Origin of the sequence: Exiguobacterium profundum, assembly GCF_001909285.1 — a bacterium.
GTDB classification, from domain to species: domain Bacteria; phylum Bacillota; class Bacilli; order Exiguobacteriales; family Exiguobacteriaceae; genus Exiguobacterium; species Exiguobacterium profundum.
In genome coordinates this window covers 92,705-108,066 of the sequence record NZ_MRSV01000001.1, presented here as the reverse complement: position 1 = coordinate 108,066, position 15,362 = coordinate 92,705, and the positions used below count along the sequence as shown (strand labels likewise).

21 protein-coding genes and 2 tRNA genes are annotated in these 15,362 nt (G+C 49.1%); 17 read left to right on the top strand and 6 right to left on the bottom strand.

The annotated features are described in order from the left end of the window. The first annotated feature begins 151 nt into the window (after positions 1-151). The 4 genes from BBB58_RS00650 (at position 152) to BBB58_RS00630 (ending at position 2,727) form a co-directional block, all read left to right on the top strand. Positions 152-385 carry a helix-turn-helix transcriptional regulator gene (locus BBB58_RS00650; protein WP_031424468.1) on the top strand — a complete coding sequence of 78 codons (234 nt, stop codon included), beginning with the start codon at positions 152-154 and terminating at the stop codon, positions 383-385. Further along, entirely contained in the window at positions 382-675 is a 294-nt protein-coding gene (locus tag BBB58_RS00645; protein WP_244150651.1) for a hypothetical protein, read from the top strand. The genes BBB58_RS00650 and BBB58_RS00645 overlap by 4 nt, the downstream gene beginning before the upstream one ends. Positions 676-842: 167 nt before the next feature. Next, positions 843-1,781, top strand: a complete 939-nt coding sequence (locus BBB58_RS00640; RefSeq protein ID WP_074034846.1) for a coiled-coil domain-containing protein — start codon at positions 843-845, stop codon at positions 1,779-1,781. 304 nt (positions 1,782-2,085) lie between these two features. After that, positions 2,086-2,727, top strand: a complete 642-nt coding sequence (locus BBB58_RS00630) for a uridine kinase family protein (RefSeq protein WP_074034841.1) — start codon at positions 2,086-2,088, stop codon at positions 2,725-2,727. On the opposite strand, the gene BBB58_RS00625 is transcribed toward BBB58_RS00630, so the two are convergent. Next, positions 2,712-3,494, bottom strand: a complete 783-nt coding sequence (locus BBB58_RS00625) for a sporulation protein (RefSeq protein WP_074034838.1) — start codon at positions 3,492-3,494, stop codon at positions 2,712-2,714. The two genes, BBB58_RS00630 and BBB58_RS00625, sit on opposite strands and share 16 nt — an antisense overlap. Positions 3,495-3,633: 139 nt before the next feature. Here BBB58_RS00625 and BBB58_RS00620 point away from each other — a divergent pair. The 7 genes from BBB58_RS00620 (at position 3,634) to BBB58_RS00590 (ending at position 7,070) form a co-directional block, all read left to right on the top strand. Continuing rightward, positions 3,634-3,710 (top strand) — tRNA-Met (locus BBB58_RS00620). 25 nt (positions 3,711-3,735) lie between these two features. Then, positions 3,736-3,812: transfer RNA gene (locus tag BBB58_RS00615), tRNA-Met, on the top strand. Positions 3,813-3,913: 101 nt separating this feature from the next. Continuing rightward, positions 3,914-4,363, top strand: coding sequence for a tRNA (adenosine(37)-N6)-threonylcarbamoyltransferase complex ATPase subunit type 1 TsaE (tsaE, locus tag BBB58_RS00610; protein WP_015880566.1), 450 nt, complete (start codon positions 3,914-3,916; stop codon positions 4,361-4,363). Next, complete coding sequence (tsaB, locus tag BBB58_RS00605) at positions 4,360-5,016, top strand: tRNA (adenosine(37)-N6)-threonylcarbamoyltransferase complex dimerization subunit type 1 TsaB (protein ID WP_074034836.1); 657 nt, start codon at positions 4,360-4,362, stop codon at positions 5,014-5,016. The genes tsaE and tsaB overlap by 4 nt, the downstream gene beginning before the upstream one ends. Further along, positions 5,009-5,470: a ribosomal protein S18-alanine N-acetyltransferase gene (gene rimI / locus BBB58_RS00600; protein WP_074034834.1), complete on the top strand. Its 462-nt coding sequence runs from the start codon at positions 5,009-5,011 to the stop codon at positions 5,468-5,470. Before tsaB ends, rimI begins: the two co-directional genes overlap by 8 nt. Continuing rightward, the gene (gene tsaD, locus BBB58_RS00595) at positions 5,467-6,489 is read left to right on the top strand and encodes a tRNA (adenosine(37)-N6)-threonylcarbamoyltransferase complex transferase subunit TsaD (protein ID WP_074034832.1); all 1,023 of its coding nucleotides are present in this window, start codon (positions 5,467-5,469) and stop codon (positions 6,487-6,489) included. Before rimI ends, tsaD begins: the two co-directional genes overlap by 4 nt. Positions 6,490-6,503: 14 nt before the next feature. After that, a complete protein-coding gene (locus BBB58_RS00590; protein WP_074034830.1) occupies positions 6,504-7,070 on the top strand; it encodes a hypothetical protein in 567 nt (188 codons plus the stop codon). 9 nt (positions 7,071-7,079) lie between these two features. On the opposite strand, the gene BBB58_RS00585 is transcribed toward BBB58_RS00590, so the two are convergent. The 3 genes from BBB58_RS00585 to BBB58_RS00575 all read right to left on the bottom strand — a co-directional run bounded on the left by BBB58_RS00585 (position 7,080) and on the right by BBB58_RS00575 (position 9,963). Next, positions 7,080-7,553: a flavodoxin gene (locus tag BBB58_RS00585; RefSeq protein ID WP_074034828.1), complete on the bottom strand. Its 474-nt coding sequence runs from the start codon at positions 7,551-7,553 to the stop codon at positions 7,080-7,082. Positions 7,554-7,657: 104 nt separating this feature from the next. After that, on the bottom strand, positions 7,658-8,065 hold the full coding sequence (locus BBB58_RS00580; RefSeq protein ID WP_074034826.1) for a hypothetical protein: 408 nt from the start codon (positions 8,063-8,065) through the stop codon (positions 7,658-7,660). Then, positions 8,062-9,963 (bottom strand): ABC-F family ATP-binding cassette domain-containing protein, encoded by a 1,902-nt coding sequence (locus tag BBB58_RS00575; RefSeq protein ID WP_074034823.1) that lies wholly within the window; start codon positions 9,961-9,963, stop codon positions 8,062-8,064. Before BBB58_RS00575 ends, BBB58_RS00580 begins: the two co-directional genes overlap by 4 nt. Before the next feature lie 150 nt (positions 9,964-10,113). Here BBB58_RS00575 and BBB58_RS00570 point away from each other — a divergent pair, with 150 nt between their 5' ends. From BBB58_RS00570 to BBB58_RS00545, 6 genes are all read left to right on the top strand, one after another. Beyond that, complete coding sequence (locus BBB58_RS00570; RefSeq protein ID WP_015880579.1) at positions 10,114-10,770, top strand: redox-sensing transcriptional repressor Rex; 657 nt, start codon at positions 10,114-10,116, stop codon at positions 10,768-10,770. Further along, positions 10,770-10,988 carry a twin-arginine translocase TatA/TatE family subunit gene (tatA, locus tag BBB58_RS00565; protein ID WP_034770678.1) on the top strand — a complete coding sequence of 73 codons (219 nt, stop codon included), beginning with the start codon at positions 10,770-10,772 and terminating at the stop codon, positions 10,986-10,988. Before BBB58_RS00570 ends, tatA begins: the two co-directional genes overlap by 1 nt. 3 nt (positions 10,989-10,991) lie before the next feature. After that, entirely contained in the window at positions 10,992-11,780 is a 789-nt protein-coding gene (tatC, locus tag BBB58_RS00560; RefSeq protein WP_074034821.1) for a twin-arginine translocase subunit TatC, read from the top strand. A 131-nt stretch (positions 11,781-11,911) separates the two neighbouring features. Then, on the top strand, positions 11,912-12,205 hold the full coding sequence (locus BBB58_RS00555; RefSeq protein WP_074034818.1) for a hypothetical protein: 294 nt from the start codon (positions 11,912-11,914) through the stop codon (positions 12,203-12,205). A gap of 38 nt (positions 12,206-12,243) precedes the next feature. Further along, the gene (locus tag BBB58_RS00550; protein WP_074034817.1) at positions 12,244-12,435 is read left to right on the top strand and encodes a hypothetical protein; all 192 of its coding nucleotides are present in this window, start codon (positions 12,244-12,246) and stop codon (positions 12,433-12,435) included. Between the two features lie 270 nt (positions 12,436-12,705). Beyond that, positions 12,706-14,052 (top strand): FAD-dependent oxidoreductase, encoded by a 1,347-nt coding sequence (locus BBB58_RS00545; protein ID WP_031424506.1) that lies wholly within the window; start codon positions 12,706-12,708, stop codon positions 14,050-14,052. 35 nt (positions 14,053-14,087) lie between these two features. Here the strand turns inward: BBB58_RS00545 and BBB58_RS00540 are convergent, their stop codons facing one another. Both BBB58_RS00540 and BBB58_RS00535 read right to left on the bottom strand, forming a co-directional pair. Next, positions 14,088-14,270 carry a PspC domain-containing protein gene (locus BBB58_RS00540; RefSeq protein WP_074034816.1) on the bottom strand — a complete coding sequence of 61 codons (183 nt, stop codon included), beginning with the start codon at positions 14,268-14,270 and terminating at the stop codon, positions 14,088-14,090. An 84-nt stretch (positions 14,271-14,354) separates the two neighbouring features. After that, the gene (locus tag BBB58_RS00535; RefSeq protein ID WP_074034815.1) at positions 14,355-15,287 is read right to left on the bottom strand and encodes an ABC transporter substrate-binding protein; all 933 of its coding nucleotides are present in this window, start codon (positions 15,285-15,287) and stop codon (positions 14,355-14,357) included. Positions 15,288-15,362 lie beyond the last annotated feature (75 nt).

The window sequence follows — 15,362 nt, the reverse complement described above, 5'->3', positions numbered from 1 at the left end:
AGGACGTTGCCAGGCAACAACGCAGGACGACCGAGCATACGCTCGGTCGTTTTTTTGTATGTTTAAGTGTAATATTTATTTGACTAAATGACAAAAAAATATTACATTCGAATGAGAGAGAACGCTTTTTTAAGAAAGAAGGCATTTAAAAATGGTCAAAAAAACGAGCGGACAACTTTATAACCGATTAAGTGTGCTACGAGCAGAACGGAAATGGTCACAGCAACAAGTCGCAGATTTTTTAGGGGTAAGTCGACAAACGATTGTATCGCTTGAACATAATCGATACAGTCCCTCGCTAAAATTGGCATTTGAGATTGCCATTTTATTTGATACAACAGTGCATGACGTATTTCAATATGAAAAGAAGGAGCAACCTTTATGATGTTATGGATCAACATTCTTATTTTTCCAATTTTTCTTGTCATGCTTATCGTTACATTGAGGTTTTTGTTTGGAAAGGAAGGCAAGGACGAACGTGGAAAAGAAATTGCAACTACTTCTTATATGGTAGCCGCTCCGATTTTTCCCATCGGATGGTTACTTATCGAATGGTATCATCGCTGGTTACATGTCTTGTCGTTTGATGTGTATCGTGATGTGATTTCACTTCTGATCGGTTTGACGTTTACTGTTCAAGGAGTGACCATCACCGTATTAAAATATCGAATTTGATTGGCACTCATATCGAGTGCTTTTTTTGTTGGATGAAACATTTAACGAGTGAAGCACGTATAGCATTGTATAGAGTCAGCATGACCTAACAAATGACGAATCGAAGGCATGACGATAAATGGCGTTCCAATCGACACTTTAATCAGTACAAAGAGAGGGGAAACATAATGGGAAATTTTCAGCAGACCCAATTAGACTTACAACAGCGTATCGCCGAGCGTGATCGACTTGTTCGTAAGCAAGAGATACTAAACAAACAGTTGAACGAGCATGAGGCGGTGCGGAAGGCACTACTCAACACATTCACGAAAGAACAACGTGATGTGTATGACCTTGAAGAATTCTCGCTCGTCAACACATGGCGAAAGTTACGAGGTACGTTTGATGAACAACGGACAATCGAAATGGAAGAGGCTGCTCGCGCTGAACTGAAATTACGAGAACACGAGGCGATGATTGACGAATTGACGCTCGAACATCGAGAATTACAAGAACAGCTCGAGGTTTATGAGGGCATCGACGCTGAGTGGGAGACCTTCTTAGAAACAAAAGAATCCCATCTTGCGAAAGATCCAGCTATTCGCCGAGACCTACACCATCTCACGAATCAACAAGCCGAAACGAATGAACTTCTTATCGAGTATCGGGAAGCCATCGTTGCCGGTAAGGCGGCGCGATCAACGATTGCAAAAACACTCAAACATCTAGATAGTGCGAAGGGGTGGTCGACGTATGATACGTTCTTCGGGGGTGGCTTGATTGCCACAGCAATGAAACATGAGGCGCTAGATGCTTCCGAGCAGACGATGCACGAATTACAATCTGCGTTAGAGCGTTTCTCCCGTGAATTAGCGGACGTGCAAGGTATTGTTCAGGAGTTGCATGTCGATCGAGGTTCACTCATTCAGTTCGCAGATTACTTTTTGGATGATATTTTTTCAGAATGGACGATGCATGGACGAATCAATGATTCCTTAGATCAAGTGAACGGACTGGATAAGGAAATCAGTCAGCTGATTGCTCGTATGACGAGACAAGTGGAAACGTTAGAACAGAAGCTTGACGAGACTGAAGAAAAAAGAAGACAGCTCATCCTGACACGATGAGCTGTCTGTCATTATATTTATAGTAAGGGTTCTTTTGCTTAGTTCAAGGAAAGTGAAGAGAAAATGAGTAAAACGATGGTATTTCTTATTAGAGGGATGGCAGTCACCGGGGCGCTATTGATTTTATCGATTCCATTTTTCTTTAGTTCTCCCATATCGACCACTCTGATCATTGTCAGTTCGATTTCGTTGATTGCCTTTGTGATGTTTACTGTTTCAGCAATCAGGCTTCGAAAACGGATAGAGGATGAATGACGTGTATTTGTTTTTCTGAAACAACAAAATTACCAAAAGGGAGAGAATCATGGAACAACTGATTGAGGGTATCGTACAAAGCGTGAGACCGGATCAACGAACGCTGATTGCTATCTCCGGACACGGGGCAGCCGGAAAATCGACGTTGGCAGAAAAATTACGGGAACGACTCGGTGATATAAACCTGCTTCACACAGACCCGTATATTACAGATTCACAGTTGCGGAAACAAACGATCCTCACGTATCAACACGATGGAACGACCCATCAGTATAAGATGACGGCGTGTCATCCGGCCGCACATCATCTGCTCTCACTCGAGCGAGATGTCCGTATGATTCGGGAAGGAATTGGGTTTTATACGATTGATGTCCCCTATCTAGAGCGGACATGGATTGATCCGGAGAAGCCGATCACGATTATTGAAGGGATGAGTGTCGCATTCCTGGATCTTTCATCTTTTGATCAATCGATTTATCTCTACACAGACGGGGAGACTGAGTTCAAGCGACGTTCGCATCGTGATATTCAGGAACGGGGTATGGAGCTGGACTACTTACACGCTTCACATGTAGAGCGACGTCTGCAATATGAATTGTTCATGCATCCGTATCGCCACCACTTTCAAACTATCGTCAATACGAGTAAGGATGGAATTCAAATTGAAAAAACCGCTCACGAGGAGCGGTGACTGCGTAACGTATCTTGAATGCCGAGACCGAGCTGTTCCTGTTCGCGCTCGAGCTGCCCCCAGGTGAGGGAACGATGACGCAATTCGACGTCGGTCGCCATCGATTCGAGCGTTCGCTGGGTCTCGATGTTGTCGAGCCAGTAGTAGAGGTCGATCCCGTCTTCATGTAAGCGCCAAAACGATTTGACGACCTCGAACTCATCGGCCCATTCTCCGACCGGCTTGAATCCATACTTTTCAACGAATGGATACGGACGTTCTTCCCCGAGCGGGTCGATTACGTTTCGGACGAACATCGGCTCAAGTCCAGCGTGAGCGGTCGCATCGAGTAATCGTTTCAGTTCAGGCATCGGTTCGATTTCGATGTGTTCGATTACATCAAACCAAACTCGTTTGATGTCCTTGTCCCACAATGTAGCCTCTATACTATACGGGGCGCCGGCAGAAGAGGGTGCGTACATCGTCAACTCGAATGAAAACGGAACGTCCTCTTTCGCTCCAGGCTCTAATACAAGCGATAGTGGAATCGGGACTTCTTGAATATCAGCTTCTCGATTGAACTCGTTTCCTTCCATGGTGATGTCTTTGAACGTCGTCAAGAAGGTCAGGGTGAGTTCCTGTAATCGAACGGCATTCGTTGTCGGGTTGGAGACGTGCAACGTACCCGTCACGGTCTGCTTCGGAATGAGTGCTGCCGGGTCAAACGTGATCTCGGCTTCGATCTCCGAAAAGAACCATTTCTTGAATCGATTTCCCCATTTGGACATGGCGGTCGCGCCCCTTTTCTCTGATAGTTTATGCTGTTATATCTGTTCCCGATTCCATTTTTGAAAAAACATTAAGAAAATGGTTGCTTTTTATAACTGTCTCGCTTATTATAGAGGATGTCGAAACAATTCAAACCATCGCGGGGTGGAGCAGTCTGGTAGCTCGTCGGGCTCATAACCCGAAGGTCGTCGGTTCAAATCCGGCCCCCGCAACCAATTTTTATTTAATTTCATATGTCGTCGCGGGGTGGAGCAGTCTGGTAGCTCGTCGGGCTCATAACCCGAAGGTCGTTGGTTCAAATCCAGCCCCCGCAACCAATTTTTAAATGAGATAGCGAAACGATAGCGTTTCGTGTTTTTTTTTGCTTAAAATGAAGTGTACAATGAGTACGTATGAGAAGTGAAAAAGGAAACCATTCATGTATACATTGATTACGCATTCTGCGGCGGAGACGCAGGCGGTGGCAGAACGTTTGGCCACACTCGTCGAAGCAGGGACGGTCATCACGTTAAACGGTGACCTCGGTGCCGGCAAAACGACGTTCACACAAGGGTTCGCAAAAGGACTCGGTGTCACGCGGAACGTCAACAGTCCGACCTTCACCATTATGAAACAATATAAAGGGCGATTGCCGCTCTATCATATGGATGTCTATCGTCTCGAAGATACGGGGGATGACATCGGTCTTGAGGAATATATCAACGGTGATGGTGTCGCCATCGTCGAGTGGTCGAACTTGATCGAGTCCTCCCTCCCGGAAGAACGCTTGGCCATCACGATTGAACGGGTTGGCGACGAAGAACGTAAACTGACACTTGCTCCGACGGGTGAGCGTTACGTTCAAATCGCCAAGGAGGTGCTCGCATGAAGCAATTGATGATTGATACGGCGACGACACGTTTGTCAGTCGCGTTAAGTGAGGCTGGAGAGATTCAAGCCGAAGCAACGGTAATGGTCTCAAAAAACCATGCGGTCACACTCATGCCAATGATTGAACAGCTCATGGCAGCGGTCAAGTGGACACCGAACATGCTCGAACGCATCGTTGTCACGACAGGACCCGGGTCGTACACGGGAATTCGGATTGGAGTGACGACAGCGAAGACACTCGCCTATACGCTCAATCTTCCACTCATCGGTGTATCTGCCCTTCAGCTCATGGCAGCGGCCCCGAATACCGATTTGCCGGTCGTTTCATTGATTGACGCGCGCCGTGGCAACGCGTATATCGGATATTATCAACACAACAAAGCACTCACACATGATCAGCACGCTTCCGTCTCAGATTGGTTGCGACTGAATAGTCAAGGGCGCTTCCTTGTCGTCGGAGACGTGGAACCGTTCCGTGACGTGTTAAGTGAATATGACTATATCGAAGCACCGGCTGCCCATCGATATGGGCGTGCGAGTGATTTGGTCGTCTTCAGCGATGAGACGAGCGATGTTCACTCGTTTGAACCGGAGTATTTGCGACTCGCCGAGGCGGAAGCGAAATGGTTAGAGGGACAAAACAATGGCTGACGTGAAAATTCGTCGGATGACGTGGCTTGATGTCGAGGAAGTGACGAAAGTCGAAGAAGCGTCGTTCGCCATCCCGTGGACAAAAGAGGCGTTCATGAATGAGATGCTTCGAAATGAACAGGCCATTTACTTTGTCGCGGTCCATGACAAACGGGTCGTCGGGTTTGTCGGCGTTTGGACAATCGTCGATGAAGGACATATCACAAACATTGCCGTCTTACCTGAGTTTCGTGGACAGGGCATCGGCAATCAATTGTTAGCGGAACTTGTCGCGTTCGCCAAGTCAAAAGGACTCGTCGGATTGACGTTAGAAGTCCGCGTGTCGAACGTTGGCGCGCAAAAACTATATGAACAGTTCGGTTTTATGCAAGCCGGTCGGAGAAGACGCTACTATCAGGATAATAATGAAGACGCCTATATTTATTGGGCGAAGTTAGGAAGTGAGTCAGAATGAACACATCACTGATTCTTTCGATTGAGTCGAGCTGTGACGAGACGTCTGTTGCGCTCGTCAAAGACGGAAAGACGTTATTGTCGAACGTCGTCTCTTCTCAAATCGAGAGTCATAAACGATTTGGTGGCGTCGTCCCTGAAGTGGCGTCTCGTCATCATGTGGAACGAATCACGTACGTGATTGACGACGCATTGAGTGAGGCCGGCGTGACGATGGAAGACGTCGATGCGGTCGCGGTCACACAAGGACCGGGTCTCGTCGGTGCCCTTCTCGTTGGGATCAGTGCGGCCAAGGCGTTGGCATTCGCCCATCAAAAACCGCTCATCGGTGTCCACCATATCGCCGGACACATTTACGCGAACGAACTTGTCGAAGAGATGCAGTTTCCGCTCGTCTGTCTCGTCGTTTCAGGGGGACATACAGAACTCGTCTATATGCCAGAACATGGTGTCTTCGAAGTCATCGGGGAGACACGTGACGACGCGGCAGGTGAGGCGTACGATAAGGTTGCGCGCACGCTCAGTCTCCCATATCCGGGAGGTCCTGCGATTGACCGCCTGGCAGCGGTCGGGGAAGACACGTACAACTTCCCACGCGTTCGTCTCGAACCGGGTAGCTTTGATTTCAGTTTCAGTGGCTTGAAGTCATCGGTCATCAACGCCGTACACAATGCGGAACAACGTGGAGAGACGGTCATCCCTGAAAACTTGGCGGCGAGCTTCCAGGCGAGTGTCGTCGAAGTGCTCGTCGAGAAAGCGATTCGTGCCGTGAAGGAAAAAGGGGCGAAGCAATTGCTTGTCGCGGGTGGTGTCGCGGCGAACCGTGGCCTCCGCACAGCGCTTCAAGAAGCTGCTACAGCTGAAGGAATTCAACTCGTCATTCCACCGCTTGACCTCTGTGGGGACAATGCGGGCATGATCGGGGTGGCGGCACATCACGCGTATGTGCGCGGTAAGCGCGATACACTAGCGATGAACGCGGTTCCTGGGTTATCCTTAGAAGAGAGCATGACAGTCTAGGGGGAAATAGAGACATGACGAAACGCATCATCATCGGAGGGCTCATCGTACTACTCGTCGTTGCGACGTTCTTACAAGTACGTGAGATTATCCGCGCTTACAATATCGCCTATCAAGAGGAGATTGTTCCAGAAGAGACACGAGTGAAGTCACTCACTGGAGAAGAGGCATTAGAAGGTATCGGTCGCGTGACCGGAGAGAATACGCTCATCAAGTCACTATATGGCTACACAAGTGTCGTCGACCAAGAGCCGGAGCGTGTGATCGTCGTCGATCGCAATCTCGGGGTACAACCAAAAGCGAGCGATGCTTATTATGAAATCGAGCGGGGTCGCGAGGCAACAGAAGAAGAAGCGGCGAAGTTTGATGATTTGATTGAGGAGCTCGACGAACAGCAACTGTTCGCACAAGTCATTTCGACGCATGAAGCACGCTATGTGACGAATGGCGAAAAGCCGATGACGTTCTATAAAGTGTTCACACGTGACGTCGACACGAACGAGGCTGTCTTCTTTATCGCTGAAGACGGGACGAAGCTCGACTTCCATACAATCGGATTCCAACCACTGCGTTACTTCTAACAAAAAGGTTCAGCCACGAGGCTGAACCTTTTTGAGTGCTTCAAGTTGTTGAAGGAATGTATGGGCGAACGCGAGACATGCTTCCTTTTTTTCATCCGTATCCGGGTCGAATTCAATCTTGAGCGCAGGAACAAGAACGTGTCCACCGGCAGTTTGAAAGGCTTGCTCGACGGTATCGACGGCTGCACAATACTTGGGATAATCCGTGTCCCCTGAACCGAAGGCGGCACACGGCAAACCGTTTAGCGACGATTCTTCCAAATCATATACGAAATCCTCGGCCTCATACGGAACATCTCCGTCTCCCCACGTATACGTACCGAGTATGACTGCATCATATTCGGCGAATTGCTCGATACGTAAGGATTCCAAATCGTCAGATATCGATACATCGTGTCCTGCGTCCTGCCATGTATGTCGAATCAGATTCGCGATGTCTTCCGTATTGCCAGACATGCTCACGTACCCAATCAATAGTTTCATTGTCATCACCTCAACAACAGACTAATTGAAAATGATTATCAATGTCAATGATAACGTTGATTGTACAAACAAAACCACGCCTTCAAACAGAAGACGTGGTTTTGTTATGCTTTTGGTTGTCGATAATTCTCCCGATGCCACGTATTGATGCGGCTCACGATGAACACGAGCATGGCGAGGATCCACATGAAGAGCGTCTCTTCATAGAAGTGGGCCCACACCGATCCAGGCGCATAGAACGTGTGAACGGTCACATCGACCGGCCAGACGACGACACGGATGAAGAGCGTGCTCATGAGCAGGCCACTGAAGAGACTGAGTAGTATCCCTGGCCACGTCTGAATGATGAAGCCGATGACGACCGGCAGGAAGAAAAAGAGAATAGACGGGACAATCGTTGGCTCCCCACGGATGAGTTCAGACACGAACTCGGTCCCGGTCGGCACGATGTAGGCGAGTCCCGTGAGGAACGCTTGAATGAACTCGATTCGCATGGCACGGGTACGCATCATGTATGGAGTTCCTCCCATTCCGCATAGAGCGCGGTAATCGATTCTTTCGCTGCGTCCGATTCGGTCGACAACTCCTGGGCACGGGCGAAGTCGTTGAAGACGTCCGGCTCACAAAGCAACTGTTCGATTTCATCAAGACGATTCTCATGTTGCTCAATCGCTTGCTCAATCTCTTCGATGCGCTGTTTGATGCGGCGCTCTTCCCGTTGCTGCTCTTTGTCAGCGCGCTGTTTTTTCACGACGACCTGCTTCGTCTCTTCACGGGCGAGTCGCGCGAGTTCCTCGAGCTCTTCTTTCTTCTCGACATAGTACGAATAGTCCCCGAGATACTCGTCGATACCGTTCGGTGTGATCTCTAGAACACGCGTCGCGAGTCGATCGATGAAGTAGCGGTCATGCGAGACGAAGAGAATCGTGCCCGGATAGTCGAGAAGGGCATTCTCTAAGATCATCTTCGAGTCGAGGTCCAAGTGGTTCGTCGGCTCGTCCAGGATGAGGAGGTTCGGTTGCTCGAGCTTCAGCTTGGCCAACGTGAGTCGTGCCCGTTCGCCACCGGATAGTTCATGGACACGCTTCATGACGTCATCGCCGCTGAAGAGGAACTGTCCGAGCAGACTCCGCACTTCTTGCTCGCGCATGAGCGGCCAGTCGTTCCAAATCTCATCGATGACACGGTTCGCGTCAGACAAGTTTTGTTGCTCCTGGTCGTAGTAGCCGATTTCGACGCCCGTCCCGTAACGGATCTCACCGGTGAGGGCGGCTTGTTGTTTCGTCAACACTTTGAGGAGGGTCGACTTCCCGACCCCGTTCGGACCGACGAGCGCGACGGATTCACCGCGTTGCAGTTGGAAGCGGAGATTCTGAGCGATCGCTTCCTCGTACCCGATGGCGAGGTCACTCGCGCTCAACACATCGTTCCCGCTCTGGCGTTTGATGGAGAACGATAGGACGGCGCTGCGCTCGTCACCATCCGGAGCATCGAGTCGGTCGACTTTCTCCAGACGTTTCCGCACGCTTTGTGCCCGTTTCGTCGTCGTCGCCCGGGCGATGTTTCGCTGAATGAAGTCTTGCATCTTGGCAATCTCTTCTTGTTGCGACTCGAACTGCTTCTTCTCTTGTTCGTAGAGGGCCGCCTTCTGTTCGAGATACTTCGTATAGTTCCCGACGAAACGACGGCTCCGATGACGTGACAACTCATAGACGACCGAAACGACGCGGTCGAGGAAGTAGCGGTCGTGGGAGACGATGAGGACGGCGCCTTTATAGCCGCTTAAGTACTTCTCAAGCCAGGCGAGCGTCTCGATGTCCAAATGGTTCGTCGGCTCATCCAAGATGAGCAGGTCGGGACTTTGAAGGAGCATTTTCGCCAAGGCGAGACGCGTCCGTTGTCCACCAGAGAGCGTGTCGATGCGACGCTCGAAGTCGTCCGGGTAGAAGCGCATCCCGTGAAGGACCGAGCGGATGGTCGCTTCGTATTGGTAACCGCCACGCTCTTTGAACGTATGTTGCTCTTCATCATAAGAAGAGAGGAGGCGTTCATATGCAGCGGCGTCATTTAGGATTCGTTCGGAGCCCATGTCAGCCTCCATGCGACGGAGCGTCTTCTCTTGCTCGATCAAGTCCGTGAAGACGGTGAGCATCTCATTCCAGATCGTCTCGTCGGATTCTAACCCTGAGTCTTGGGCGAGATAGCCGATCGTGACGTCTTTTGGCTTCATGATGTCCCCGGAGTCATAGTTGTATTCACCAGCGATGACTTTCAAAAGCGTCGACTTCCCGGCCCCGTTACGACCGACGAGGGCGACGCGTTCGCCTTCCTGGATTTCGAGTTTTACGTTTTCTAAAATCGGCTCGACGCCGAAGGATTTGGATAAGTTGTTGACTTGCAGTAGGATCAAGTGAAAAAACCCCTTTCTCTCTATTTAGTATACTGTATTTTTCAGCGATTTTAGGTATATTCGTTGAGTGGTCATGTGAATTCGTTTACAATCAAGGTGTATGAAATTCAGATTCGTTTGTAACGTGTCGTAAAAAGGAGGCTCTTTCCGTTGAGTCAAAACGAACCAAAGATTCCACAAGCGACAGCCAAACGGTTGCCACTATACTATCGATTTATTCAAAGCCTACATGCTTCAGGGAAACAACGTGTCTCTTCAGCAGAACTGAGTGAGGCGGTCAAGGTCGATTCGGCTACGATTCGCCGTGATTTCTCGTACTTCGGTGCGCTCGGTAAAAAGGGATATGGCTATAACGTGCAGTATCTGTTAGACTTTTTCCGAAAGACACTGAATCAAGACGAGATTACGAATGTCGCCTTGGTCGGAGTCGGTCACCTTGGGACGGCATTCGTCAACTATAACTTCCTTAAAAACAATAACACACATATCGTCGTCGGGTTCGACGCAGACGAGACAAAAGTCGGCACGACGATGTCAGGCGTCCCAATTCATCACGTCGATGAGATGGAACAAATCATGAAGCAAAACAAGATCGACGTCGCTATTTTGACGGTACCTTCTGCATATGCGCAGTCCGTCGCAGACGACTTGGTGCGTTTCGGCATCAAGGGCATCTTGAACTTCACACCGGCACGACTTACTGTACCGGATACGGTTCGCGTCCATCATATCGATTTGTCGATTGAGCTGCAGTCACTCATTTACTTTATGCAACACTATCCAACCGCTGAGGGGGTCCATCAATAATGGAATTACTAGCATCATCACTCGTCGTCGGGATTCCGGGTGGGGCGAGTCTATTCATCATCGCCATCATCGCGCTCATCATCTTCGGACCGAAGAAATTGCCGGAGTTTGGTCGCGCGGCCGGACAAACGCTTCGTGAGTTCAAAAATGCAACGAACGGCATGATGAACGAGCACGACGAGAACGACAAGAAAGCTATCGAAAAGAAAGAGCAGTAAGCCATGAATCATCAACCTGATCAAGAGCGGGAACTCACCGATCACTTGACAGAGCTGCGGAGACGACTGATGCTATCTGCATTTGTCGTCTTTGCCTTCTTTTTGATGGCTTTGCCGAGTGTCAAATATGTACTCGCGTATTTGCAAAAAGACCTCGTCGAACGCGGGCTCGAACTGAACGCCTTTGGGGTCGCGGACCCGCTCATGATTTACTTGAACTTGGCGCTCATCATCGGCCTGATTGCGGCGAGCCCATTTCTACTGTATCAAGTGTGGGCGTTTGTCGCACCCGGTCTGCATCCGAATGAGCGGAAAGGCACGCTTGCCTATATCCCGATCATCTTCGGACTGTTCTTGATTGGCCTTGCGTTCGCCTACTACTGGTTGTTCCCGCTCGTCCTCGATATCTCGACGGACCTCGGGCAAGACCTCGGACTCGAACAAATCATCGGGGCCAACAATTACTTCACGTTCTTGTTGCAGCTGACAATTCCGTTCGGTCTATTGTTCCAACTACCGGTCGTCATGATGTTCTTGACCCGAATCGGTGTCGTGACCCCGTACTTCTTATCAAAGATTCGAAAGTACGCATACTTCGCCCTATTCGTGATCGCGGCATTCATCACACCGCCGGATTTGACGTCGCACCTCATGGTGTCGTTACCACTCTTCTTCCTATATGAAATCAGTTTATCGATTTCACGTATCACCTACAAAGGGGTGCTGCGCCGGGAAAAAGAGGCGATGGTGCAAGAACAGATGGATATAATGAAACAGATGAATGAAAAATGAGCATCGTTCCGTAAGTGGGATGATGCTTTTTTGTTGTGACATACTGTTATGATAGGAAACGAGTGATTGAGAAAATTTTCCATTTTATATGCTATAATAAAAAGAGGCACAGATGTAAGGGAGGATGCACGATGATTCGGGAGTACAACGGAGAGGACTTTATATTGCTAGGCACGATGACAACCATCTTACTGTTTTTCTTATTTTTCTCTATACAATCTCGATTGCGACGTCAATTCATCGTTTCGTCGTTCCTACTCGTGACTGGCTATATCTTCTTTCTTGTCGGAATGACAATCGTACGTGGTTGGGACGCGATTGGCTGGCTTGCACTAGGGCTGATCCTGTACGTGCTTGGTATGATTCTTCACGTTGGCATTGTCATTTATCAGAAAGTGAAAAGTAGACGTGAAGGACAGTCTTGAAAGAGTTGTTCCAATCAAGTTATGAGGAGGTAAAAAGGATGAATGACATTATCATTTTGCTCGTATTGCTGTTTGGACTGACACTGGGAGTCATCATTTCAACGTATCAAATGATTCGAACGAAGAAACAAAGGCCTTTTCCATTCATCTTGAATACAGTATTAGTCGTAAGTGGCTATACGCTATTGGTTGGCAGTTTAATGCTTGGATACGGATGGGGAGCATTGTAGTGGGCGGTCGTTGGGCTCGCTATGAACGTCTTCGGTTTGATCGTGCATCTATTTGTAATAATCTATCATCTATTGAAAAAGCGGCGAGTCCGGTCATGAGAATGAGCGGATTTTTTCTGTTCAAACTTTAGACACTTCTACGTGAAATAGTGAGCAAAGTCATTGAATCTTATATTGTGAAATAGTACACTAAGGTCAAGAAGTAAATGTGATGTTTATCACAATATAAAACGAAACGTATTGTTTAACATAAAAGGAGAGACGACTCATATGAAAATCGCAGTCATCGGATGTACACACGCAGGAACAGCAGCAGTCAAAGGATTACTCGCCAAGCACGACAATCTCGATATCACCGTTTACGAGCGGAACGATAACGTTAGCTTCCTCTCGTGTGGGATTGCGCTCCACGTTGGTGGTGTCGTCCAACGTGCGGAAGAGTTATTCTACTCGTCTCCACGTGAACTTGAAGAACTCGGTGCGACGATGCGCATGAAACATGACGTCTTGTCGATCGACTCCGAAGCGAAGACGGTCCACGCTAAAAATCTTGAGACCGGGGAAGACGTGCATGACACGTATGACCGCTTGATCGTCACGACGGGTTCATGGCCGATCGTCCCGACGCTCCCGGGGATCGAAATGAATGGAATCGAGCTCTGTAAAAACTACGCGCACGCCCAACGCATCATCGAGCGGGCGACAGACGCGACGAAGATTGCCGTCATCGGGGCGGGCTATATCGGCGTCGAGCTCGTCGAAGCGTTCGAAGCATACGGAAAACATGTCACGTTTATCGATAGTGCCGACCGCATCTTGAACAAGTATCTCGACAAGTCGTTCACGGATCAATTGGAAGCGGATATGACAAGTCGCGGAATCGACCTCGAACTCGGTCAGACGGTCGAGGCATTCCGTGGAACGAGCGGAAATGTCACACATGTCGTAACAGACAAAGGTGAATTCGAAGCGGATCTCGTCATTCTCTGTGTCGGATTCCGTCCGAACACGGGACTCTTAGAAGGACAGGTCGATATGCTCGGGAATGGTGCCATCATCGTCGATGAATATATGCGTACGAGCAACCCGGATATCTTTGCGGCAGGGGACAGCTGTGCCGTCTACTACAACCCGGCGCGTACACACGCCTATATCCCACTTGCGACGAACGCTGTCCGCATGGGGACGCTCGTCGCGGAGAACATGATGCAACCACGCGTCCGTTACCAAGGGACACAAGGAACGTCAGGACTTCGACTCTATGACTGGAATATCGCGTCGTCTGGTTTGACGGAAGAAGCGGCAGCACTCTTCGGACTCGAAGTGGAGAGTGTCGTCATCGAGGACGCGTATCGTCCGGAGTTTATGCCGACCGCAGAGAAAGTCGAATTCAAACTCGTCTATGAAAAAGGGACACATCGTATTGTCGGTGGACAAGTGTTATCGAAAGCAGATTTGACGCAAGCGGTCAACACGCTCTCGCTAGCCATCCAAAACGAGATGACGATCGAAGAGCTCGCCTATGTCGACTTCTTCTTTCAACCACACTACAACAAGCCATGGCACTTCCTGAACAGCGGAGCGCTTGAAGCGATGAAAGACAAAGTGAATGCTTAACAAAAAACGCGGAAGCTCATGGCTTCTGCGTTTTCTTATAGATACCTTGGCGTATCTTTCATGGAATTCGTCAAAATCATATAAAGCAGGAAACTCCCAGGTAGAATCAAGAAGATGAGTCGAACTCCTATTGAAGAAATACCAAAGTATTCAGCAATTCCACCACATACTCCTGACAGAGAGCGGTCCGTCGCCGACTTTCGAAGTGTACGTTGCATAGTAAAGCTCCTTATGAGTTGATATGTAAATTTTACCATATGAGTGTATGAAAAAGCGCATCAATTCAATTGATGCGCTACTGTTTATTTCAAGATGTCGACGAGTTCATCGAGCACTTGGTTGGCAGACAAGACGCCACCAGACGTGTTCCAAATGTCATCACTGACTTCTGTCACTTCCCCTGCTTTGACAGCATCGAGGTCTTTCCACAACTGATTCGATTGCCATTCTTCGGCTGTCTTCGACCCGTCTGCTCCACCATATGTGAAGTAGACGATGTGGTCGCCCGCCATCTCTGGGATTCGTTCCATCGCGACTGGCTCAGCGAATTCCGCTTTATCTTGTGACGCTGGACGTTTGATGCCGACATCGTTAAGGATGACGCCGGAGAAGCTGTCATTGAAGTAGATGCGTGACTCGCCAGGAAGGAAGCGGACGACCGAGAGTTCTTTATTCACGGCGTCTCCGAGTTCTGCTTTCGTATCTTCGACGTGCTGTTCGTAGTCGGCCAACGCTTGATTACCTTCCTCTTCTAGGTTGAGTGCGTTCGCATAAAGGGCGAAGTTTTCTTGCCAATCACCTTTCAAAGTCTCTGACATGACCGTCGGTGCGATTGCGTTCAATTTGTCGTAAATGTTCTCTTGACGAAGTTTCGTCCCAATGATGAGATCTGGCTTGAGTTTCGCGATGGCCTCTAAGTTGACTTCACTTTCTGTCCCGACTTCCGTGACGTCTGTCATCTCAGACTCGATGTGCGGGTACCACGGGTCGCCGTTCCATGATTTGACGGCTCCGACTGGTTTGACGCCGAGGGCGAGAAGGGCTTCTGTCCCTTCGTTCGTCAAGACGACGACGCGTTCCGGGTTTTCAGGTACGTCCGCCGTTCCCATCGCGTGCTCAATCGAGCGAGTCGCTGTTTCTGAACTTGTATCGTTCTCTGTATCGTCAGACCCGCCGCAAGCAGCGAGGACGACGGTTAAGCAAAGCGTAAGTAACGCGAGCATCCATTTTTTCATTACAATTCTCCTCTATGTAGGTGATTTTCCTTCCTGACTATAAGTGATAATGATTCTCACTGTCAACCCCTTTTT

Bases quoted from the DNA above. Each gene is read 5' to 3' on its own strand.
- BBB58_RS00650 (WP_031424468.1), top strand. From the start codon at position 152: ATGGTCAAAAAAACGAGCGGACAACTTTATAACCGATTAAGTGTGCTA.
- BBB58_RS00645 (WP_244150651.1), top strand. From the start codon at position 382: ATGATGTTATGGATCAACATTCTTATTTTTCCAATTTTTCTTGTCATG.
- BBB58_RS00640 (WP_074034846.1), top strand. From the start codon at position 843: ATGGGAAATTTTCAGCAGACCCAATTAGACTTACAACAGCGTATCGCC.
- BBB58_RS00630 (WP_074034841.1), top strand. From the start codon at position 2,086: ATGGAACAACTGATTGAGGGTATCGTACAAAGCGTGAGACCGGATCAA.
- BBB58_RS00625 (WP_074034838.1), bottom strand. From the start codon at position 3,494: ATGTCCAAATGGGGAAATCGATTCAAGAAATGGTTCTTTTCGGAGATC.
- tsaE (WP_015880566.1), top strand. From the start codon at position 3,914: ATGTATACATTGATTACGCATTCTGCGGCGGAGACGCAGGCGGTGGCA.
- tsaB (WP_074034836.1), top strand. From the start codon at position 4,360: ATGAAGCAATTGATGATTGATACGGCGACGACACGTTTGTCAGTCGCG.
- rimI (WP_074034834.1), top strand. From the start codon at position 5,009: ATGGCTGACGTGAAAATTCGTCGGATGACGTGGCTTGATGTCGAGGAA.
- tsaD (WP_074034832.1), top strand. From the start codon at position 5,467: ATGAACACATCACTGATTCTTTCGATTGAGTCGAGCTGTGACGAGACG.
- BBB58_RS00590 (WP_074034830.1), top strand. From the start codon at position 6,504: ATGACGAAACGCATCATCATCGGAGGGCTCATCGTACTACTCGTCGTT.
- BBB58_RS00585 (WP_074034828.1), bottom strand. From the start codon at position 7,553: ATGAAACTATTGATTGGGTACGTGAGCATGTCTGGCAATACGGAAGAC.
- BBB58_RS00580 (WP_074034826.1), bottom strand. From the start codon at position 8,065: ATGATGCGTACCCGTGCCATGCGAATCGAGTTCATTCAAGCGTTCCTC.
- tatA (WP_034770678.1), top strand. From the start codon at position 10,770: ATGGAATTACTAGCATCATCACTCGTCGTCGGGATTCCGGGTGGGGCG.
- tatC (WP_074034821.1), top strand. From the start codon at position 10,992: ATGAATCATCAACCTGATCAAGAGCGGGAACTCACCGATCACTTGACA.
- BBB58_RS00555 (WP_074034818.1), top strand. From the start codon at position 11,912: ATGATTCGGGAGTACAACGGAGAGGACTTTATATTGCTAGGCACGATG.
- BBB58_RS00550 (WP_074034817.1), top strand. From the start codon at position 12,244: ATGAATGACATTATCATTTTGCTCGTATTGCTGTTTGGACTGACACTG.
- BBB58_RS00545 (WP_031424506.1), top strand. From the start codon at position 12,706: ATGAAAATCGCAGTCATCGGATGTACACACGCAGGAACAGCAGCAGTC.
- BBB58_RS00540 (WP_074034816.1), bottom strand. From the start codon at position 14,270: ATGCAACGTACACTTCGAAAGTCGGCGACGGACCGCTCTCTGTCAGGA.
- BBB58_RS00535 (WP_074034815.1), bottom strand. From the start codon at position 15,287: ATGAAAAAATGGATGCTCGCGTTACTTACGCTTTGCTTAACCGTCGTC.